Below are 20107 nucleotides of genomic sequence, written 5' to 3' on the forward strand. Positions count from 1 at the left end.
CCCGGGTCCGTACCGCGCCCGGGTCGGTCGGCCGTTCCTCGGAGTACCACGCGTACGCGCCGTTCCTCAGAGGTACTGCGCGTACGCGTCCAAAGTGCGCAGGACCTCCGTCTCGCCCGCCGGGGGCAGCTGGAGGACGACCTCCTCGCAGCCCAGTTCCGTGTAGTGCGCGAGTTTGCCCGGGGTCGGGAGGACCGCGTACGGGACGAGCTCCAGGGTCTTCGGGTCGCGGCCCGCCTTCTCCCACTCCGCCTTCAGGAGCGGGAGCGACTCCGTCAGGCCCCGGCCGCCGATCGGCATCCAGCCGTCCGTCTGCGCGGCGATCTGGGCGAAGAGCTTGGGGCCCGCCGCGCCGCCCAGGAGGGTGCGGGGTGCGCCGCCCGCGGGCTTCGGCCAGGCCTCCGACGCGCGGACCGAGTGGCCGAACTCGCCTTCGTACGCCGTGGGTTCCGGGGACCACAGGGCCCGCATCAGGTTCAGGCGGTCGCGGCCCAGGTCGCGGCGGGTCGGCCAGTCGACGCCGTGGTCGGCGGCTTCCTCCTTGTTCCAGCCGAAGCCGAGGCCGAGGGTGAAGCGGCCGCCGGAGAGGTGGTCGAGGGTGGCGATCTGCTTCGCGAGGGCGATCGGGTCGTGCTGGGCGATCAGTGTGATGCCGGTGCCGAGCACGAGGCGCTCGGTGACGGCGGCGGCCTGGCCGAGGGCCACGAAGGGGTCGAGGGTGCGTCCGTACTCCCTCGGCAGCTCGCCGCCGGCCGGGTAGGCCGTGTCCCGGGCGACGGGGATGTGGGTGTGCTCGGGGAGGTAGAGCCCGCCGAAGCCGCGCTGTTCGAGCTCGCGCGCGAGCCGCACCGGGGTGATGGTCTCGTCGGTCAGGAAGATCGTGGTCGAGATCCGCATAGCGGCACGGTAGGGCGTACGGCCCGGATTTCCGAGGGGTGCGACACGAGTGCGTTCCGCGTTGGCTGGGCGTTCACGGGTGCGGAGCAGGGTGCCCGGTATGAGCGAACCGAGCAGACGTGCACTCCTCGCGACAGGCATCACGACGGGCATCGCTTCGGCCCTCACGCTGGGCGGCGTGAGTTTCGCCCACGCCGAGGACGGCGAACAGACGGAGACGGTGACGGGCACCCTGCCGCCCGGCTCCCCCGACTACGTGTACCTCCCCGTCGAGCTTCCCCGCGGCGTGCGCGAACTCCATGTCGCGTATTCCTACGAGCGGCCCGCCGTCCCCGCCGGCACCCAGGGCAACGCCCTCGACATCGGCCTCTTCGACCAGCGCGGCACCGCACTCGGCGGCAACGGCTTCCGCGGCTGGTCGGGCGGCGCGCGCAAGGAGTTCTTCGTACGGGCGGACGAGGCGACGCCCGGTTACGTCGCCGGGCCGCTCAAGGCCGGGACCTGGTTCGTCGTCCTGGCCCCCTACACCGTGGCCCCGCGGGGACTCCCGTACACCGTCACCCTCACCCTCCGGTTCGGCGCCCCGGCGCCGACGCCCCGCCCCGTGTACCCGCCGGAGCGGGCCGCGGGCCGGGGCCGGGCCTGGTACCGCGGCGACTGCCACCTCCACACGGTGTACTCGGACGGGCGCCGCACCCCCGCCGAGGTCGCCGCCCTCGCGCGCGCCGCCGGGCTCGACTTCCTGACCGCCACCGAGCACAACACCCATGGCGGGCACGGCGCGTGGGCCGAGCTTGCCGGGGACGACCTGCTGATCCTGCTCGGCGAGGAGGTCACCACCCGCAACGGGCACGTCCTCGCCCTCGGCACCGACCCGGGCACCTTCGTCGACTGGCGCTACCGGGCCCGCGACAACCGCTTCGGGCACTTCGCGCGCGAGATCCGCCGGGCCGGCGGCCTCGTCGTCCCCGCCCATCCGCACGCCACCTGCATCGGCTGCATGTGGAAGTTCGGCCTCGGCGACGCGGACGCCGTCGAGGTGTGGAACGGCCCCTTCACCCCGGACGACGAGGTGTCCCTGGCCGGCTGGGACGCGGCGCTCGCCCAGGGCCGCTGGACCCCGGCCATGGGCAACAGCGACGCCCACCGCGACCCGGACCGCGTCGGCACCCCGCAGACCGTGGTCCTCGCCGACGACCTGAGCCGGGAGGCGATCCTCGCGGGCCTGCGCGCGGGCCGCTCGTACGTCGCCGAGTCCTCCGCGGTCTCCCTGGACTTCTCGGTGACGGACGGCCGGGGGCGTACGGCGGGCATCGGCGAGCGGCTGCGGGTCGCCGGCGACGAACCGGTGACGGTACGGCTGAAGGTGACGGGCGCCCCGGAGGGCGGCACGATCCGCTTCGTCACGGACCAGGGCGTGCTGCACACGACGCCGGCGGCCGAGGGCCTCGCCGAGTGGTCGACGACCGCCGCGTACGCCACGTACGTACGCGCCGAGGTCCGCCACCCGGCGGCCCAGCCCCCACTGCCGGGCACGCTCCTGGCCTTCACGAACCCGGTGTTCCTGGACGCCCGCTGACGGAGGAGGGACCCGTCAGCCGTCGAGCGCCGACACCGCCCGCTGTTCGGCCGCCAGGTCTCCGTAGCCGCCGTGCTCCCAGACCCGTTCGCGGAACTGCTGGAGGCTGAGGGGGGCACGGTCCTCGCCGGGGACGTCCTCGAAGTGGACCGTGCCGCAGCGGTGGCAGTACCAGCCGCGCGACCAGAGTTCCTCGGCGCGGTGGCGGCCGCGCGTCCGGCGCGCGAAGGCCGCCTTACGCCGCACCAGGACGACGATCACGAGGACGGTGACGAGCAGGGCGAGGGCCGAGACCCAGCCCAGGAAGTCGAGGTCCGGGCCGAGGCGGTCCGATGGCTCCAGCGGAGCGTACGGGTTCGACGGGTCGTACGCGGCCGAAGAGGGCTCGGGGTCGTCCTCCAGGGCGCCCCCGACGAAGACCCAGCCCATGAACGTGGCGACGGTCACGAAGCCGCTGAACAGGCCGAGGCAGCCGATGGCGTACGTGGGCTCCTTGGGCACGGGCGCGAGCGCGTTGGACAGCCCGGTGGTCACCGTCCGCGTCACGGTCCGCATGTCGCCGTCCCGGTTCCGCTCCCGACTGCTGACGGCGTCCCGTCCCCCCAGGTACACGGCCGGCACGGCCTGCACCCGGTCGTCGCGCCCGCATCCCGGGCAGGTGTGCGTCCTGCTCATCGTCATCTCCCCCCAGCAGATCGTGATCTGAGTGACGGGATCATGCCATGCACGGTTCCCGTCCCGGCCGAAATCCCCGAGCGCTCTCCCGCCCCACCGCCTACCGTGGCCCGCGTGCTGAACCGACTTGAGACGTACTACGACGCCGTCCCCCGATCCGCCGCCCGCGCCGAGGACTTCGGGCCCCTGACCCTGTTCGTACGGGAGGGGGAGGGCTGGCCGTACTACGCGCGCCCCGCGCTCGGGTACGCCGGGGACGTGTCGGCAGCCGAGGTGGACCGGGTCCGGGCGCGGCAGCGGGAGTTGGGGGCGCCGGAGGCCTTCGAGTGGGTCGCCGAGACGACCCCGGGGCTACGGGCGGCCGTCGAAGCGAGCGGGCTCACCGTGCACGAGCATCCGCTGATGGTCCTGGAGGGCGAAGGGCCGCTCGCCGTACCGGAGCCCGAGGGCGTCACCGTACGGATGGTCGACGCCGGCGATCCCGTCCTGGCGAGCGCGGTCGCCGCCCCGTACGCGGCCTTCGGCGCCGAGCCCACGCCGACGGTCTCCGACCAGGTCGCCGCCCGGCTCACGGCGGGCTTCACCCGCCTCGCCGCCGCCCTGGACGCCTCCGGCACCGCGCTCGCCGCCGGGCAGCACCAGCCCGTCGGGGCCGTCTCCGAGGTCGTCGGGGTCGGCACCGTCCCGGACGCCCGGCGCCGGGGCCTCGGGCTCGCGGTGACGGCGGCGCTGGTGGCCGACGCCCGGTCCCGTGGCGTGGAGCTGGTGTTCCTGTCGGCGACGGACGCGGACGTGGCCCGGCTCTACGGCCGGCTCGGCTTCCGCACGGTCGCCACCGCCCTCATCGCGGAGGCGTAGGAAATCTCCGGACCGGCCCCTCGGAAAACTTCTCCGGAAAAAGTTCTCGGAAGCTGTCACACCCTCCGCGTCGGATCCGTCAGTTCAGTGAAAGCGACGGAAGAACGACACCGCGAGACACCGCGAGACGCTGAGGAGCGATCACCATGGCCCACGAGATCACCCCCCGGATGACCAACCCCGCCTACGTCCTCCCCGGCGCCGGTCCCGCCATCCAGAACCTGGTGAAGGCGACCCGTGAGGGCGGCGTCCCGGAGTCCACCCTGGAGCTGGTGCATCTGCGGGCCAGCCAGATCAACGGCTGCGGGTTCTGTGTCGACTACGGCGCGAAGAGCGCGAAGAAGAACGGCGTGAGCGACGAGAAGCTGTTCGCCGTCGCCGCCTGGCGCGAGGCCCCGTACTTCTCCGACGAGGAGCGCGCGGCCCTCGCCCTGGCCGAGGCGGCGACCCGGCTCGCCGACACGTCGGACGCCGTGCCGGACGACGTCTGGGACGCGGCCGCCGACCACTACGACGAGAAGCAGCTCGCGGCGATCGTCCTGATGGTGGCCGTCACGAACCTGTTCAACCGGATCAACGTCACCGTCCGCCAGCCGGCCGGGGTCGGCCTGTGAGGGGTCCGGCGCCGACCGGAGCCTCGCGCACGAGGAGCACGTCCACCGGGTCCTCGCCCTCGTACGCGAAGCCCTCGCGCTCGTAGAGACGGCGGGCGGCGCTTCCCTGGAGCACGACCAGGCGGACCGGGACCGCGGCCTCGTCCGCCCGTGCGAGCAGCTCCCGCAGCACCGCCGTCCCGAGGCCCCGCCCCTGGACCCCGGGGTCCAGGTAGAAGTGCTCCAGGTAGAGCCCTTCACCGCCTTCGCCCCCTTCGTACGGGCGCATCGTGACGCAGCCCGCGAAGCCGCCGTCCACCTCGATGACCGAGGTGTGCTCCGGCGAGAAGCCGTCGCGCAGCCGCTGACGCACCCGGTGCTCGTCGTAGCGGCCGAGGCGCACCAGGTCGTCCCGCATGACGACCGCCCTCAGTTCCGCCATGACCTCGACGTCGCCCGCCGTCCCGGGGCGCAGCGACCAGTTCGTTTCCCGATACATGCATGCATCCTAAGGAGCCCCGCCGTGCAGCTTCGCCCTGCCCGTATGGCCAACCCCGCCGCCCTCCTTCCCCAGGCCGGCCCCGCGATCCAGCAGCTCGTGAAGGCCGTCATGTCGGGCGGCGACGTGCCCGGCACCACCCTCGGCCTGGTCCACCTGCGGGCCAGTCAGATCAACGGCTGCGGCTACTGCGTGGTGGGTGGGGCCCTGATGTCGCAGAAGGAGGGCGAGACGGACGAGCGGCTGCACGCCGTGGCGGCCTGGCGGGAGGCCCCGTACTTCACGGAGGCGGAGCGGGCGGCGCTCGCCCTCGCCGAGTACGCGACCCGGCTCGCGGACCGTCCGGACGCCGTGCCGGACACGGTGTGGGACGAGGCGGCCCGGCACTACGACGAGGAGCAGCTCGCGCAGATCGTGCTGTGGCTGGGGGTCACCAACCTCTTCAACCGGCTCAACGCGACGACCCGGCAGCCGGCGGGTGCGACCTGGTAGTCGTCACGGGCCCCCGGCGCGACCTGGCGGTCGTAACCGGATCCATGCCGTCCGCGTTGGTGCGGGCATGAAGAAGATGCTCACCGCAGTCGCCCTGACCTGTTTCGCCGCGACCGGCGGTCTCGCCGCCGCCGGATCCGCCGTCGCCGACACCGGCGGCATGAACCTTCCCTCGGTGGTGCCGCTCAGCGGTGTCCTGACCCCGAAGGCCAAGCCGGCCGGCACCCCCGACCTGCCGCCCGCCAACGCGGCGGTGGAACGCCTGCTCCCCGGACACCACTGAGCCGTACCCGAGGGACGAAGAACGAAGGTGGCGGGACCCCCCACGGGCCCGCCACCTTCGCGTTTCCTGGACTCAGGTGCGTACGGCCGTCAGTCGGCCACCACCAGCGACGGCGTCTCCTTCGTCAGGACCTCACCCCGGAAGAACGCGGGGCTCCGGCGCTGCATGACCAACATGATCACCACGCCGATGAGCAGCAGTCCGACGCCGATCACGAAGACCGAGCCGACACCGAAGACCGCGGAGCCGGAGCCGTACGCCGGGTCCCACATGTCGTACAGGGTCTTGCCGAAGACGGCCGTCAGCATCAGACCGCCGAGCAGCGGCATGAGGCCCTTGTAGGCGAAGTCCCGGCCGGAGCGGAACAGCTGGCCGCGGAAGTACCAGACGCAGGCGAAGGCCGTGAGCGCGTAGTAGAAGCAGATCATCAGGCCGAGCGCGTAGATGGTGTCGACCAGGACGTTCTCGCTGAGCAGGGTCATCACGGTGTAGAAGACGCCGGTGGCGACGCCCGCGACGATCGTGGCCTTGCCGGGGGTCTTGAAGACCGGGTGGACCTTGGTGAAGGACTTCGGCAGCGCCTCGTACGTGGACATCGCGAGCACCGTGCGGGCGACCGGGATGAACGTGGTCTGGAGGCTGGCGGCCGCCGAGGCGAGGACCGCGACGAAGAGCAGGATGCCGAGCGTCGGGCCCATCACCGGGCCGGCGAGGGCGGCGAAGACGTTGTCGGAGGTCTCCGGGTTGGCCAGGCCGAGGCCCTCCTCGCCGGAGCCGACGACCATCTGGGCGGCGATGCCGGTGGCCAGGTAGGAGCCGACCAGGACGACCATCGCGATGAGTGCGGCGCGGCCGGGGGTCTTGGCGCTGCCGGTGGTCTCCTCGTTGGTCGCCATGCAGGCGTCCCAGCCCCAGTACATGAAGATCGAGAGCGAGAGTCCGGCGGTGAAGGCGGCGAAGGACTGGACCGCGAAGGGGTTCATCCAGGACCAGGAGAAGTCGACCGAGGTCTCGAAGGAGCCGGCCTTCGTCAGGGCCAGGCCGACGAAGACGGCGAGGACGACGAGCTGGAGGCCGACGAGGGTGTACTGGACGCCCTTGGTGGCGGTCATGCCGCGGTAGCTGATCGCGGTGGCTGCGGCGATGAGGGCCAGGCAGGTGACGATGTGGACGGCTTTGTTGTCGTCCAGGGCGGCGATGGATTCGCTGCCGCTGATCTCACCCGCGAGGAGCCAGAAGTAGGAGGTCGCGACGCCCGCCAGGTTGGAGAGGACGATGATCGTCGCGATGACGAGGCCCCAGCCGCACATCCAGCCGATCTTGGGCCCGAAGGCCTTCACGGTCCAGGTGAACGAGGTGCCGCAGTCGGGCATGACCTTGTTGAGCTCCCGGTACGCGAAGGCGACGAGGAGCATCGGGAGGAAGCCCGCGAGGAAGACGGCGGGCATCTGCAGTCCGACCTCGCCGGCGGTGGAGCCGAGCGTCGAGGTCAGGCAGTAGACGGGGGCGACGGTCGAGATGCCGATGACGGCGCTGCCGAGGAGGCCGACGGAGTTTCCGCCGAGGCCTTTGGTACGGACGCCGTTGGCGTCGCCCGGGGCGTTGACGCCCCTTACCGTGTCTCCGGCCTGGGGCCGGGCTTCCACCTGAGTCATGAACAGGACGTTAAATGCTGCGGTTTCCATATCCGGAGGATCAAAATCCGCTCATCTGATCGATCATCGCCTTGCATTGCGAGGGTCGAAGCGGACACCTGCCGATGATTGAAAGATCGATGACCGGCACGGACCGACCAACTGGTAGGTCGGTCGACCCATGTCCGATATGCGGGAACCGCAGCGTGGACCGAAATGTCCGTTTTCAAATTTTCCCGAGGAAGTTTCCCGCCGCTCCTCAGCCCGGCCACACCACCGCCTGCAGCTCGCTGTAGGCGTGCAGCGCGTACGAGCCCACGTCCCGTCCGACCCCGCTCCGCTTGAATCCGCCGAACGGCGCCTCCATGTTCCGGCCGATCGTGTTCACACCCACCCCGCCGGCCCGCAGCCGGGCCGCGATCCGGAAGGCGCGGGCCACGTCGCCCGACCACACGTAGTCGAGGAGGCCGTAGTCGCTGTCGTTGGCCAGCGCGATCCCCTCCTCCTCGTCGTCGAAGGGGACGACCACGACGACCGGCCCGAAGATCTCCTCCCGCACCACCCGCATCTCGTTGGTGCAGTCGGCGAGCAGCGTCGGCGCCACGTAGAAGCCCTTCGGGAGGTCCGGGCGCTCGCCGCCCACCACGACCCGCGCCCCTTCCTTCCGCCCCAGCTCGACGTACGACTCCACCCGGTCGCGGTGTGCCGCCGAGATCACCGGGCCGACGATCGTGCCCTTCTCCGCCGGGTCGCCCACCTTCATGAAGGCGAGATAGCCGGTGAGCCTCTCGACCAGCTGCTCGTAGATCCCGCGCTGGGCGAGCACCCGGGTCGGTGCCGTACAGATCTGTCCGCTGTAGAAGGAGAACGTCGTCCCGATCCCCATCACCGCCGAGTCCAGGTCCGCGTCGTCGAAGACGAGCGCGGCCCCCTTCCCGCCCAGCTCCATCAGCTGCCGCTTGAGCGAGCGGCCGCAGACCTCGCCGATCGCCTGCCCGACCGCCGTGGAGCCGGTGAACGACACCATGTCGACGTCCGGGGAGTCCACGGCCGCCTGCCCGGACTCCACGGAGGAGCCGGTGACCACGTTGACGACACCCGGCGGGACGCCGGCCTCCTCCAGGGCGCGGGTCATCGCGTACACGGAGAGCGGGTCCTGCGGGGCCGGCTTCACCAGGACCGTGTTGCCCATCGCGAGCGCGGGGGCGATCTTGCCGGCCGGGTTGGCCCAGGGGTTGTTGTACGAGGTGATGCAGGTGACCACGCCGACCGGGCGCCGTACCGCCACCGCGCCGAACACTCCGGCCTTCCCCATCGGGCCCGCCTCGTTGATCTGCGGGGGCAGCGGCTGCTCGACCGGCTCCATCGCCCCGCGCGCGTACCGCCGGAAACGGGCGGAGCCGACGGCGACCTGCATGCCGCGCGCGGTGCCGGTGGTGGCGCCCGTCTCGGCGCGGGCGAGGAGCGTGTTCGCCTCGGCGTCCCTGGCCATCAGGTCGGCGGCCCGGTCGAGGATCACCGCCCGCTCCTCCGGCTTCGTACGGGACCAGGTGGCGAAGGCCTCGCGGGCGGCGGCGGCCGCCTCGTACACCTGGGCGCGGGAGGCCTCCGGCGCGAGACCGACGACCTCCTCCGTGGCGGGGTCGATGACGGCGTAATGGCCTCCGTCGGGCTCGACCCACTCGCCGCCGATGAAGAGCTTCTGGTTCACCTGGTCGCCACCGTCCTCGTGTCACGGCCGGAGCGCAGTACCTTCCCCGGGACCGCGCCGGTCACCTCGTCGTCCCGTACCGTCTCCACGCCGTTGACCCGTACCGACACGATCCCGACCGCGCGCGAGTCGAGCCGCGGGCTGTCCCCCGGCAGGTCGTGCACGAGGGTCGCCGGGCCGGCGTCGATCCGCTCCGGATCGAAGAGGACCAGGTCGGCGTGGAAGCCCTCGGCGATCCGGCCGCGCTCGCGGAGCCCGAAGAGCCGGGCCGGGTCGTCGGTCAGCATCCGCACCGCCCGCTCCAGGGGGACGAGCTTCCGGCCGCGCAGACAGTCGCCGAGGAACCGGGTCGTGTACGGCGCCCCGCACATCCGGTCCAGATGGGCGCCCGCGTCCGAGCCGCCGAGCATCACGTCCTCGTGGTCCCAGGTCTCGCGCCGCAGGGCCCAGGAGGCCGGGTCGTTGTCGCTGGGCATCGGCCACAGAATGGTCCGCAGCTCGTCGTTGGCGCAGATCTCGACGAGGCACTGGAAGGCGTCCTGGCCGCGCTCGGCCGCGATGTCGTTGACGACCCGGCCGGTGAGGCCCTCGTTCTCGGGGCTGTACGTGTCCCCGATGACGTACCGCCCGAAGTGGGCGAGGCGCCGGAAGACCCCGGCCTCCTTGGAGTCGGCGCGCCGCAGCATCTCGGCCCGCACGTCCGGGTCGCGGAGCTTCGCGATCCGCTCGGGGAGGGGAAGTCCGAGGATCTCGCCCCACCCCGGGATGAGGTTGAGGGCGCAGAACGTCCCGAGCGACATGTTCATCGGGGTCAGGATCGGCATGGTGAGGGCGACGATCCGGCCGCCGGACTTCCGGGCCCGCTCGGAGGCGGTGAGCTGACGCGGGACGCGTTCGGGGACGGCGGCGTCGATGGTGAGGACGTTCCAGTTGAGGGGCCGTCCGGCCGCCGCCGTCATCTCGACGAACAGCTCGATCTCGTCGTCGGAGAACTGGTCGAGACAGCCGGCCAGGATCGCTTCGAGCTGGGTGCCCTCGTGCTCGCCGACGGCGCGGGAGAGCGCGATGAGCTCCTCCGCGGTGGCGTGCCGGGAGGCGACGGGAGCGCCGTCGCCGTCGGAGTGGGTCGAGGACTGGGTGGTGGACAGCCCCCAGGCACCGGCCTCCATGGCCTCCTTGAGAAGGGCGACCATGTGCGCGAGCTGCTCGGGGGTGGGCTGCCCGCCGACGGCGTCGGCGCCCATCACGTACCGGCGCAGGGCGCAGTGGCCCACCATGAAGCCGGCGTTGACGGCGATCCGTCCGTCGAGGGCGTCGAGGTACTCGGCGAACGACGACCAGCTCCAGTCGACGCCCTCCTCCAGCGCCTTCAGCGCCATGCCCTCGACCTTGGACATCATGCGGCGGGTGTAGTCGGCGTCCTCGGGCCGGTCCGGGTGGAGCGGGGCGAGGGTGAAGCCGCAGTTGCCGCCGGCGACGGTGGTGACGCCGTGGTTCATGGACGGGGTGGCGTACGGGTCCCAGAACAGCTGGGCGTCGTAGTGGGTGTGGGGGTCGACGAAGCCGGGCGTGAGGACGAGACCGGTGGCGTCCTCGGTCGTACGGGCGACCGCGCCGGGCCCGGCGAAGACGATCCGGCCGTCGCGGATGCCGATGTCGGCGACGTGGGCGGGGGCGCCGGTGCCGTCCACGACGGTGGCGCCCTTGATCAGGTGATCGAGCATGACGTTCCCTCCCTTTCTGGACGTGGACACGGGTGTGCCCCGGACCGGGGGCCGCCGCGGAACGGCCTCCGGCCGGGGCCGGTACGGGGCGGCGGTCCGGGAAGACACCACCCCGCGCTTCACGATGCCCGGCGCGTTGTGGGCAATCGCCCCGCCGAGGCGGCGCCCCCCGTTGTGGGCATCTGTTCCGCTGGGGCGGCTCCCACCCACCCCCGCGCCCCCCGTTGTGGGCAATCGTTCCGCTGGGGCGGAACGGGTGGGCACAACGGAACGGCGCCCCTTGCCGGGCCCGGGCTCCCTGCGCCCTGACCCGCACCCCCTGTGCACCGAGCGGTTGGTGCGGGTCCAGGCACAAGGGGCGGAGGCGCCGCCGAGTGCGCCGTCCCGTGTGCCCACCCGTCCCGCCCTGCGGGACGATTGCCCACACGGGGGGGCGGGGGCAGGTGAGGCCCGCGCAGCGGGGGTCACGGGTGCGAACCTCCCGCGCGGGTCGCGGGTCCGGGCCTCCCGCGGGGGCGACGAGCGCGGACCGCCCCCGGAGGGGCTTCCGTTACGTGCCCGACGACTGGCGGAAGCGGGTTGTGCGGTGGATCGGGTCCGTGTCGATCTCGGGGATCACGTGCTCACCGATCAGCTTGATCGAGTTCATCGTGTCCTCGTACGAGATCCCGATCGGGAGCCCGAAGGAGAGCTGGTCGGCCCCGGCCTGCTCCCACCGCTTGCACTGGGCGAGGACCTCGGAGGGGTCGCCGCAGATCATCAGCTCCTCCTGGATGAGGAGTTCGATGATCTCGGCCGAGTACTCGGGCAGGAGCTCCGGCCACTCCGGGATGCCCTCCGGCCGCGGGAAGGTGTCGTGGTAGCGGAACAGGAGGGACTGGAGGTAGTTCAGGCCGCCGCCCACCGCGATCTCGACCGCCTTGTCGTGGGTCTCGGCGCAGATCGCGGTCGAGGTGACCATGACGTTGTCGTTGACGAAGTCGCCGATCGCCTTGGCCTCCTTGATCGCGGTCTTGTAGGACTCGACGACCCACTCCATGTCGGAGACCTTCTGCACGCTGAAGCCGAGGACGCCGAGACCCTTCTTGCCGGCCATGGCGTACGAGGAGGGCGACCCGGCCGCGTACCACATCGCGGGGTGGGACTTCCCGTACGGCTTGGGGAGGACCTTGCGCGGCGGCAGCGACCAGTGCTTGCCCTGGAAGCCGACGTACTCGTCCTGGAGCCACATCTTGGGGAACTCGGCGATGGTCTCCTCCCACAGTTCCTTCGTGTAGTTCATGTCGGTGATGCCCGGCATGAACCCGAGGATCTCGTGGGAGCCCGCGCCCCGGCCGGAGCCGAACTCGAAGCGTCCGCCGGAGAGGTGGTCGAGCATGGCGACCTTCTCGGCGACCTTCACCGGGTGGTTGACGGGGGCGAGGGGGTTGAAGATGCCGGAGCCGAGGTGGATCCGGTCGGTGGCATGGGCGAGGTAGCCCAGGTAGACGTCGTTGGCGGAGAGGTGCGAGTACTCCTCCAGGAAGTGGTGCTCCGAGGCCCAGGCGTACTTGAAGCCGGACCTGTCCGCCTGGATGACGTACTCGGTCTCCTCCATGAGGGCCTTGTGCTCGGCTTCGGGATCGGTCTCGGCGCGCTTGCCGACGTATCCCTGTACGAAGATCCCGAATTCCAAGGGGGTTCACCGTCCTCGTGAGTTTCTGACGGAGTTTCTGACGTGCCGTCAGATTCGTGATGTGCCCGACTGTCGCACCGTGCGGCAGGTGCGTCAATACCTGACGACTCGTCAGGTAGGACTAGAAGAGACTGACCCCGGCCAGCCAGCCGCCGTCGATCACGAAGGGCTGGCCCGTGATGTAAGCCGAGTCGTCCCCGGTCAGGAAGAGCGCGAGGGCCGCCACCTCGTCCGGGCGCCCGATCCGCCCGAGCGGCACGAGCTTGCGGTACAGCTCGGCCGTGGCCGCCGGGTCCACGCCCTCCGGGTTGCTCATGGGGGTGTCGATCGCCCCCGGGCAGACGGCGTTCACCCGGATCCCCTTCGCGGCCAGCTCCAGGGCGGCGACCCGGGTCAGCCCGAGGACGGCGTGCTTGGAGGCGGCGTAGGCGCCGACCCCGGCCATCCCCGTCAGCCCCGTGTACGAGGCGGTGTTGACGATCGTGCCGCCGCCGGCCGTCGCGATCTCGGGCGCGACGGTGCGTATGCCCAGGAAGCAGCCGGTCTGGTTGACCGAGACGATCGCCTGGAACTCCTCCAGAGGGGTCGAGAGCAGCTCGTTGAAACGGAGGATGCCCGCGTTGTTGACGAGCCCGTCGATCTTCCCGAACCGGTCCTTGGCGCGGGCCACGGCGGCGGCCCAGTCCTCCTCCCGGGTCACGTCGAGGTGGACGTAAGCGGCCCGCTCCTCCCCCAGCTCCTTGGCCAGCGCCTCGCCTGCGTCGTCGAGGACGTCCGCGAGGACGACCCTGGCCCCTTCCCCGGCGAACAGCCGGGCCTCCTGCTCGCCCTGCCCGCGCGCCGCACCGGTGACGAGGACGACCCGCCCGTCGAGCTTGCCCATGTCCGTACTCCCTAGAGGTGGGGGGCGACCTCCGTGCCGAAGGCCGCCATCTGGTCGGTGAGTTCGGTACGGCTCCGGGAGCGGAACCGGACCTGGATCTGGTGCACGCCCATCTCCCCGTACGCGCGCAGGGAGGCGGCGATCTCCTCCGGGCGGCCGCTGAGGGTGCGCCGGCCGACGGGCCGGTCGGGCGTGCCGATGTACAGCGGCTCGGCGATCGCGCCGACGGTGATCGGCTCCTCGATCCCGGCCTCGGCGCGCAGCCGCAGCAGCTTCCGGATCTGTGCGGCGAGCTGCTCGCGCGGGTCGCCCTGCGGGAGCCAGCCGTCGCCCTTGAGCGCGGCGCGGCGCACGGCGGCCGGGGAGGAGCCGCCCACCCAGAGGGGGACGCGCTCCTGTGCGGGCCGGGGCAGCTGCCCGAGGTCCTTGAAGGCGAACCGCTCCCCCAGGTGCTCGGGGTACTCCTCGGGCCCGAGCGCGGCCCGCAGCGCGTCCATGGTCTCGTCGAGCACGGCTCCCCGGCGCGCGAAGTCCACCCCGAGCGCCTCGAACTCCTCCTGTACGTGCCCGGCGCCGACCCCGAGGACGAGCCGGCCGGCGGAGAGGTGGTCGAGCGTCGCGTACGCCTTGGCGGTGACGAGCGGATGGCGCAGTCCGACGACGGCGACGTGCGAGAGCAGCCGGACCCGCTCGGTGGCGGCGGCGAGGAAGGAGAGCGTGGCGACCGGGTCGTACCAGACGGTGCTCATGGCCTCGGCGAGCCGCCGTGGGATGGCGACGTGGTCGCAGCTCGCGAGGTAGTCGAAGCCGTGGTCCTCGGCCGCACGGGCGACGGCGAGCAGATCGGCCGGCCCGGCGGCCGCCTCCCAGGGCTCGGCGTAGATCGCGCTCTGCGACTGGACCGGCAGCTGCATCCCGTAGACCACCATGGGAGACCCCCTTGAGCCGTACCTCTGACGTACCGTCACTTATGTGGGCGGGACCCATGCTCGTACCTGACGACCCATCAGACAAGGCTCCCGCAGCACGGGTTCCGGCCGTCCCGGCCGTCCCGGAACACATCCCGGGACGGAGATCCGCCCTTTCCCGCACCGCTGGGGCGGGGCCGGACCCCTACGCTCTCGGCCGCGGGCATCGAAGCCGTAGGCGCTCGGTGCCGTTCAGCAGGAGCCACGGGGAACGAGGAAGCATGCAGACACGCAAGAAGGCCGCCACGGCGCTGCGGGCGCTCGGAACGGCCGTCGCGGCCCTCGCGCTGGTGGGCGGCGTGCAGGCGCCGTCCGCCAGCGCGCAGGACCTGGGCGGGCTCGCCTACAAGAATCTCAACAGCGGGCGATACCTGGAGGTCGGTGGCTGGTCCACCGCCAACGGCGCCCTCGTGAACCAGTGGGACTACCACGGCGGCTCGAACCAGGGCTGGGCCTCCACCGGCAGCTGGGTGAACGGCCGGTGGTGGGGCATCGAGAAGAACGCCAACAGCGGGAAGTGCCTGGAAGTCGCCGACTGGAGCACGGCCAACGGTGCGACCGTCCGCCAGTGGGACTGCCACGGGGGCGCCAACCAGATGTGGGACGAGCACTACATCGACGACGACGTCTTCTACCTGATCAACAAGCACAGCGGAAAGTGCCTGGAGATCAGCGGCTGGAGCACGGTCAACGGCGCCCGGGCCCAGCAGTGGGACTGCACCGGGGGCACCAACCAGATGTGGACGGCCCGGGCGAGGGGCTAGGGGGTGTCGTCCGGAACGCGGCGCCGGCCGCCCGGGGCCTCGGAGAGCCCGGAGAGCCTTCCCGCCGACCGCCCGGAGGACCCGGAGGACTCCCCGCCCCCCAGGGGCGGTCGGGCCCCGGCCTGCCGGGCGTCGAGCGGGCGCGGGCCGATCACGGCGGACAGCCGTGGTCGGCCCGCGGCCCGGCGGCGTCACCGGCCGGGCCAGAGGCCCTCCGGGGTCAGCCCGAGCAGGTCGATCGCGTTGCCGCGCACGATCCGCTCGACGACGTCCGCCGGCAGATGGCCCATCTGCGCCTCGCCCACCTCCCGCGACTTGGGCCAGGTCGAGTCCGAGTGCGGGTAGTCCGTCTCGTACAGGACGTTCGCGGCCCCGATGGCGTCGAGGTTCCGGAGCCCGAACGCGTCGTCGAAGAAGCAGCCGAAGACGTGTCCGGCGAACAGCTCGGACGGCGGGCGCAGCACCTTCTCGGCGACCCCGCCCCAGCCCCGGTTCTCCTCCCAGACGACGTCGGCGCGCTCCAGGATGTACGGGATCCAGCCGATCTGCCCCTCCGCGTACATGATCCTCAGGTTCGGGAAGCGCTCGAACTTGCCGCTCATCAGCCAGTCGACCATCGAGAAGCAGCAGTTGGCGAAGGTGATGGTGGAGCCGACGGCCGGCGGGGCGTCGGCGGACGTCGACGGCATCCGGCTGGACGAGCCGATGTGCATCGCGATGACCGTGCCGGTCTCGTCGCACGCGCGGAAGAAGGGGTCCCAGTGGTCCGTGTGCACCGAGGGAAGCCCCAGGTGCGGCGGGATCTCTGAGAACGCGACGGCCCGCACCCCGCGTGCAGCGTTCCGGCGCACCTCGGCGGCGGCCAGCTCCGGGTCCCAGAGCGGGATGAGGGTGAGTGGGATGAGCCGCCCGTGAGCCTCGGGCCCGCACCACTCGTCCACCATCCAGTCGTTGTACGCCCGGACGCAGAGCAGACCCAGCTCGCGGTCGCTCGCCTCGGTGAAGGTCTGTCCGCAGAAGCGCGGGAAGGTGGGGAAGCAGAGTGCGGACTGGACGTGGTTGACGTCCATGTCGGCGAGCCGCTCGGGCACGGAGTGGGAGCCGGGCCGCATCTGCTCGTAGGTGATGACTTCGAGCCGTATCTCGTCACGGTCGTAGCCGACGGCGGTGTCGAGCCGGGTGAGGGGCCGGTGCAGGTCCTCGTAGACCCACCAGTCGCCGATCGGGCCGTCGTCGCCCTTGGCCCCCATGACGGGGGCGAACTTCCCGCCTAGGAAGGTCATTTCCTTGAGCGGGGCGCGGACGATCCGGGGTCCGGTGTCGTGGTACCGGGACGGGAGCCGGTCCCGCCAGACGTGCGGGGGCTCCACGGTGTGGTCGTCCACCGAGATGATCTTCGGGAAGGTCTCCATGGCTTTCACGGTAGCGCCGATCTGACGGTCCGTCAGCTATCGTGCGCCAGATCGACGGTGTGACGGCCGTACTACGGCCGCATCACGGCCCGGACTACGGCCGACCCGATGCTGACGGAGTCCCTCCGGACAAGGCAGACTGTCCAGGGCGAAACCAGCGGTGGCGGTACGGGCAGGGGGAGCGATGGACCGTGAGAACGGACCGCGAGTTCCGGTGCAACGGGCTCCGAGGACGCGCGCGGGCGCCGGCACGGGCCCGGGCACCGACGAGATCGAGGACACGGGCACGACTGCGGGCACGGCCCGCCCGGAGGCCGGCGAGGCGACGGGTGCGGGTACGCATTCCGGCCATGCCGCCCCCAGCGGCACGGACGCCGCCGACCGGGGCGCGGACGCGGCCGCGACGACCGCGCCGGACCCCGCCGCCGACACCCGGGCCGCCGTCGGCACCGACGACGGCACCGCCCCCGGACTCCTCCGCTTCGCCGTGCTCGGGCCCGTCCGCGCCTGGCGCGACGACGAACCCGTGCCCACCGGGTCGCCCCAGCAGCGGGCCCTGCTCGCCGCCCTGCTCCTCCGCGGCGGGCGCACCGCCACCGCCTCCGAGCTGATCGACGCGCTCTGGGGCGAGGAGTCTCCCTCACAGGCCCTCGCGGCCGTACGGACGTACGCCTCCCGGCTCCGCAAGGCGCTCGGCCCCAAGGTCCTCGTCAGCGAGTCCGGCGGGTACGCCCTGCGCACCTCCGCCGCCGCCCTCGACGTCGCCACCGCCCAGGAACTCGGCGCCGAGGCCGAGAAGCTGCGCGCCGCCGGGAACCGGTCCGGTGCCCGCGACCGGCTCGCCGAGGCGCTCGACCTGTGGGACGGCGAGGTGCTGGCCTCCGTACCGGGGCCGTACGCCGAGACGCAGCGGACCCGCCTGGAGGAGTGGCGGCTCACGCTCCTGGAGACGCGCCTCGACATCGACCTGGAGGTCGGCGCGCACGCGGAGGCCGTGTCCGAGCTGACCGCGCTCACCGCCGCGCACCCGCTGCGCGAGCGGCTCCGCGAGCTGCTGATGCTCGCGCTGTACCGCAGCGGGCGGCAGGCCGAGGCGCTCGCCGTGTACGCCGACACCCGCCGGCTGCTCGCCGACGAACTCGGCGTCGACCCCACCCCCGAACTCTCCCGGCTCCAGCAGCGCATCCTGCAGGCCGACGCCGAACTCGCCCGCCCGGTCGAGGAGGCCGCCCCGGCCGCCGCACCCGTCGCCCGCCCCGCCCAGCTCCCCGCGACCGTCCCGGACTTCACGGGCCGCGCCGCCTTCGTACGGGAACTCGGCGACCGGCTCGCCACCGCCGAGGGCCACGTCATGGCCGTCTCGGCGCTCGCGGGCATCGGCGGGGTCGGCAAGACGACGCTGGCCGTGCACGTCGCGCACGAGGCGAGGCGGCACTTCCCGGACGGGCAGCTGTACGTGGACCTCCAGGGCGCGGGCTCCCGCGCGGCGGCGACCGAGACCGTCCTGGGCTCCTTCCTCCGCGCGCTCGGCACCCCGGACGCGGCCATCCCCGACTCGCTCGACGACCGGGCGGCGCTGTACCGCTCGACGCTCGACGGACGCCGGGTCCTGGTCCTCCTGGACAACGCCCGTGACGCCGCCCAGATCCGCCCACTGCTTCCCGGTACGTCGGGCTGCGCGGCCCTCGTCACCAGCCGGATCCGGATGGTGGACCTGGCCGGCGCGCACCTGGTGGACCTCGATGTGATGTCCCCGGAGGAGGCGCTCCAGCTCTTCACCCGGATCGTCGGCGAGGAGCGGGTCCAGGCGGAACGCGAGGCGGCCCTCGACGTCGTCGCGGCCTGCGGTTTCCTGCCCCTGGCCATCCGCATCGCCGCGTCCCGGCTCGCGGCCCGCCGCACCTGGACCGTCTCGGTCCTGGCGGCGAAGCTGGCGGACTCGCGGCGGCGTCTGGACGAGCTCCAGGCGGGCGACCTCGCGGTGAAGGCGACGTTCGAACTCGGCTACGGGCAGCTGGAACCGGCGCAGGCGCGCGCGTTCCGCCTGCTCGGCCTCGCGGACGGCCCGGACATCTCCCTCGCGGCGGCCGCGGCCGTCCTGGACCTGTCGCTCTGGGACACGGAGGACCTCCTGGAGGCCCTCGTCGACACGTCCCTCCTGGAGTCGGCCGCCCCCGGCCGGTACCGGTACCACGACCTGGTCCGGCTCTACGCGCGTGCGTGCGCGGACCGCGACGAGCAGCCGCCCTCGGAGAAGGAGGCGGCGCTCTCCCGGCTCCTGGACTTCTACCTGTCGACGGCGGCGCGGGTCTACGCGATCGAACGCCCCGGCGACCGCCTCGTCGACCACCTGGAACCCACCACCCACGAAGGCCTCACCTTCACCGACCGCCACACGGCCCAGGACTGGCTCTACGCCGAGGCGAACTGCCTCCTGGCGTGCGTCCGCCAGTCCGCGGCGGCCCCGGGAACCCTCCGCCGCGCGGTGGACCTCCTGTGGGCGTCCCTGGACCTGGCGGAGTCGGGCGCGAACTCCCGCGAGTACGAGACCGTGGCCACGGTGCTGCGCGGCGCGGCGAGCACGGCCGGCGATGTCCGTGCCGAGGCACGCGCCGCCAACACGCTGGCGTACGTCCACCATTACCAGGGCCGCTTCGACCAGGCCGACCAGGAGGCCGACGAGGTCGTCCGCATGGCGCGCTCCGTCGACGACCCGCTGCCCATCTGCTGGGCCCTGAACGCCAGGGGCGCCATAGCGCACTACCAGGCGCGGTACGAGGACGCGGACGAACACCTCAGCCAGGCCATCGCCGGGTTCCGCGATGCGGAGGACCGCGCCGGCGAAGCCGCCGCTCTCTGCAATCTGTCCCGCATCCATCTGGCCGCGGGCCGCACGGCCGACGCCGTCCGCATGGCCCAGCAGGGAGCGGACATGTACGACGAGATGGGACACGCCCTCAAGGGCGCCAACGGGCGCTACGCGCTCGGCCTCGCCCTCACCGAGAGCGGGCGGCTGGAGGACGCCGGCGAGCAACTCCGCGAGGCACTCGCCGTGTTCGTCGACAGCCGCCAGCGGCTGTGGGAGGGCATGACGCTGTTCCGCATCGCCGAGGTCGACATCGCGGCCCGTCGGTACGGGGCCGCGGCCGCGGGGGCGGAGAAGGCCCTCACCGTGCTCCGGGGCATCGGCGGCGACTGGCGACGCGGGAACGTCCTGACCGTCCTCGGGCGGGCGCTGCACGGCATAGGGCAGTCGGGGCGGGCCCAGGTCTGCTGGCGGGAAGCCCTGGACATCTACGAAGAGTTGTCGGTTCCGGAAGCGTCCGAGGTCAGGGCTCTGCTGGCCCCCGTGGCCGCCGCCTGACGCATACCCGTCCCGGCGGCGTTCAGCATTCGTTTATCGCCACCCGGCAGAGTTGTCCTCAACGATCCGCCGCGTCGGGGGGCAGACGGGTCGCCG

General features: G+C 72.2%; 17 protein-coding genes. 7 read left to right on the forward strand and 10 right to left on the reverse strand.

All coding sequences use genetic code 11. The annotated features are described in order from the left end of the window. Positions 1-66: 66 nt before the first annotated feature. Complete coding sequence (locus OG514_RS09930) at positions 67-897, reverse strand: LLM class F420-dependent oxidoreductase (protein ID WP_266892996.1); 831 nt, start codon at positions 895-897, stop codon at positions 67-69. Positions 898-997: 100 nt separating this feature from the next. Here OG514_RS09930 and OG514_RS09935 point away from each other — a divergent pair, with 100 nt between their 5' ends. Beyond that, entirely contained in the window at positions 998-2476 is a 1479-nt protein-coding gene (locus tag OG514_RS09935; protein ID WP_266892998.1) for a CehA/McbA family metallohydrolase, read from the forward strand. A gap of 15 nt (positions 2477-2491) precedes the next feature. Here OG514_RS09935 and OG514_RS09940 read toward each other — a convergent pair whose 3' ends face one another. After that, positions 2492-3151: a hypothetical protein gene (locus OG514_RS09940; RefSeq protein ID WP_266893000.1), complete on the reverse strand. Its 660-nt coding sequence runs from the start codon at positions 3149-3151 to the stop codon at positions 2492-2494. Between the two features lie 105 nt (positions 3152-3256). Here OG514_RS09940 and OG514_RS09945 point away from each other — a divergent pair, with 105 nt between their 5' ends. After that, entirely contained in the window at positions 3257-4009 is a 753-nt protein-coding gene (locus OG514_RS09945; protein ID WP_266893001.1) for a GNAT family N-acetyltransferase, read from the forward strand. A gap of 146 nt (positions 4010-4155) precedes the next feature. Beyond that, positions 4156-4623: a carboxymuconolactone decarboxylase family protein gene (locus tag OG514_RS09950; RefSeq protein ID WP_266893002.1), complete on the forward strand. Its 468-nt coding sequence runs from the start codon at positions 4156-4158 to the stop codon at positions 4621-4623. On the opposite strand, the gene OG514_RS09955 is transcribed toward OG514_RS09950, so the two are convergent. After that, positions 4589-5101, reverse strand: a complete 513-nt coding sequence (locus OG514_RS09955; RefSeq protein WP_266893003.1) for a GNAT family N-acetyltransferase — start codon at positions 5099-5101, stop codon at positions 4589-4591. The genes OG514_RS09950 and OG514_RS09955 overlap by 35 nt on opposite strands. A 45-nt stretch (positions 5102-5146) precedes the next feature. On the opposite strand from OG514_RS09955, the gene OG514_RS09960 reads away from it, so the two are divergent. Together OG514_RS09960 and OG514_RS09965 are read left to right on the forward strand one after the other, a co-directional pair. Then, positions 5147-5593 (forward strand): carboxymuconolactone decarboxylase family protein, encoded by a 447-nt coding sequence (locus OG514_RS09960; RefSeq protein WP_266900812.1) that lies wholly within the window; start codon positions 5147-5149, stop codon positions 5591-5593. 67 nt (positions 5594-5660) lie between these two features. After that, positions 5661-5876, forward strand: coding sequence for a hypothetical protein (locus OG514_RS09965; protein WP_266893004.1), 216 nt, complete (start codon positions 5661-5663; stop codon positions 5874-5876). 89 nt (positions 5877-5965) lie between these two features. Here OG514_RS09965 and OG514_RS09970 read toward each other — a convergent pair whose 3' ends face one another. The 6 genes from OG514_RS09970 to OG514_RS09995 form a co-directional block, all read right to left on the reverse strand. Next, complete coding sequence (locus tag OG514_RS09970; protein ID WP_266893005.1) at positions 5966-7531, reverse strand: APC family permease; 1566 nt, start codon at positions 7529-7531, stop codon at positions 5966-5968. 238 nt (positions 7532-7769) lie between these two features. Further along, positions 7770-9221 (reverse strand): aldehyde dehydrogenase family protein, encoded by a 1452-nt coding sequence (locus OG514_RS09975; protein WP_266893006.1) that lies wholly within the window; start codon positions 9219-9221, stop codon positions 7770-7772. Further along, complete coding sequence (locus tag OG514_RS09980) at positions 9218-10945, reverse strand: amidohydrolase family protein (protein WP_266893007.1); 1728 nt, start codon at positions 10943-10945, stop codon at positions 9218-9220. The genes OG514_RS09975 and OG514_RS09980 overlap by 4 nt, the downstream gene beginning before the upstream one ends. A gap of 550 nt (positions 10946-11495) precedes the next feature. Beyond that, entirely contained in the window at positions 11496-12620 is a 1125-nt protein-coding gene (locus OG514_RS09985; RefSeq protein WP_266893008.1) for an LLM class flavin-dependent oxidoreductase, read from the reverse strand. A gap of 121 nt (positions 12621-12741) precedes the next feature. Further along, positions 12742-13503: an SDR family NAD(P)-dependent oxidoreductase gene (locus OG514_RS09990; RefSeq protein ID WP_266893009.1), complete on the reverse strand. Its 762-nt coding sequence runs from the start codon at positions 13501-13503 to the stop codon at positions 12742-12744. Between the two features lie 11 nt (positions 13504-13514). Continuing rightward, on the reverse strand, positions 13515-14432 hold the full coding sequence (locus tag OG514_RS09995) for an LLM class F420-dependent oxidoreductase (RefSeq protein ID WP_266893010.1): 918 nt from the start codon (positions 14430-14432) through the stop codon (positions 13515-13517). Positions 14433-14692: 260 nt separating this feature from the next. Here OG514_RS09995 and OG514_RS10000 point away from each other — a divergent pair, with 260 nt between their 5' ends. Next, positions 14693-15235 (forward strand): RICIN domain-containing protein, encoded by a 543-nt coding sequence (locus tag OG514_RS10000; RefSeq protein WP_266893011.1) that lies wholly within the window; start codon positions 14693-14695, stop codon positions 15233-15235. 191 nt (positions 15236-15426) lie between these two features. Here OG514_RS10000 and OG514_RS10005 read toward each other — a convergent pair whose 3' ends face one another. Beyond that, positions 15427-16647 (reverse strand): amidohydrolase family protein, encoded by a 1221-nt coding sequence (locus tag OG514_RS10005; RefSeq protein WP_266893012.1) that lies wholly within the window; start codon positions 16645-16647, stop codon positions 15427-15429. 184 nt (positions 16648-16831) lie between these two features. On the opposite strand from OG514_RS10005, the gene OG514_RS10010 reads away from it, so the two are divergent. Next, entirely contained in the window at positions 16832-20011 is a 3180-nt protein-coding gene (locus OG514_RS10010; RefSeq protein ID WP_266893013.1) for an AfsR/SARP family transcriptional regulator, read from the forward strand. Positions 20012-20107 lie beyond the last annotated feature (96 nt).

Origin of the sequence: Streptomyces sp. NBC_00572, assembly GCF_026341815.1 — a bacterium.
Classification (GTDB): Bacteria; Actinomycetota; Actinomycetes; order Streptomycetales; family Streptomycetaceae; genus Streptomyces.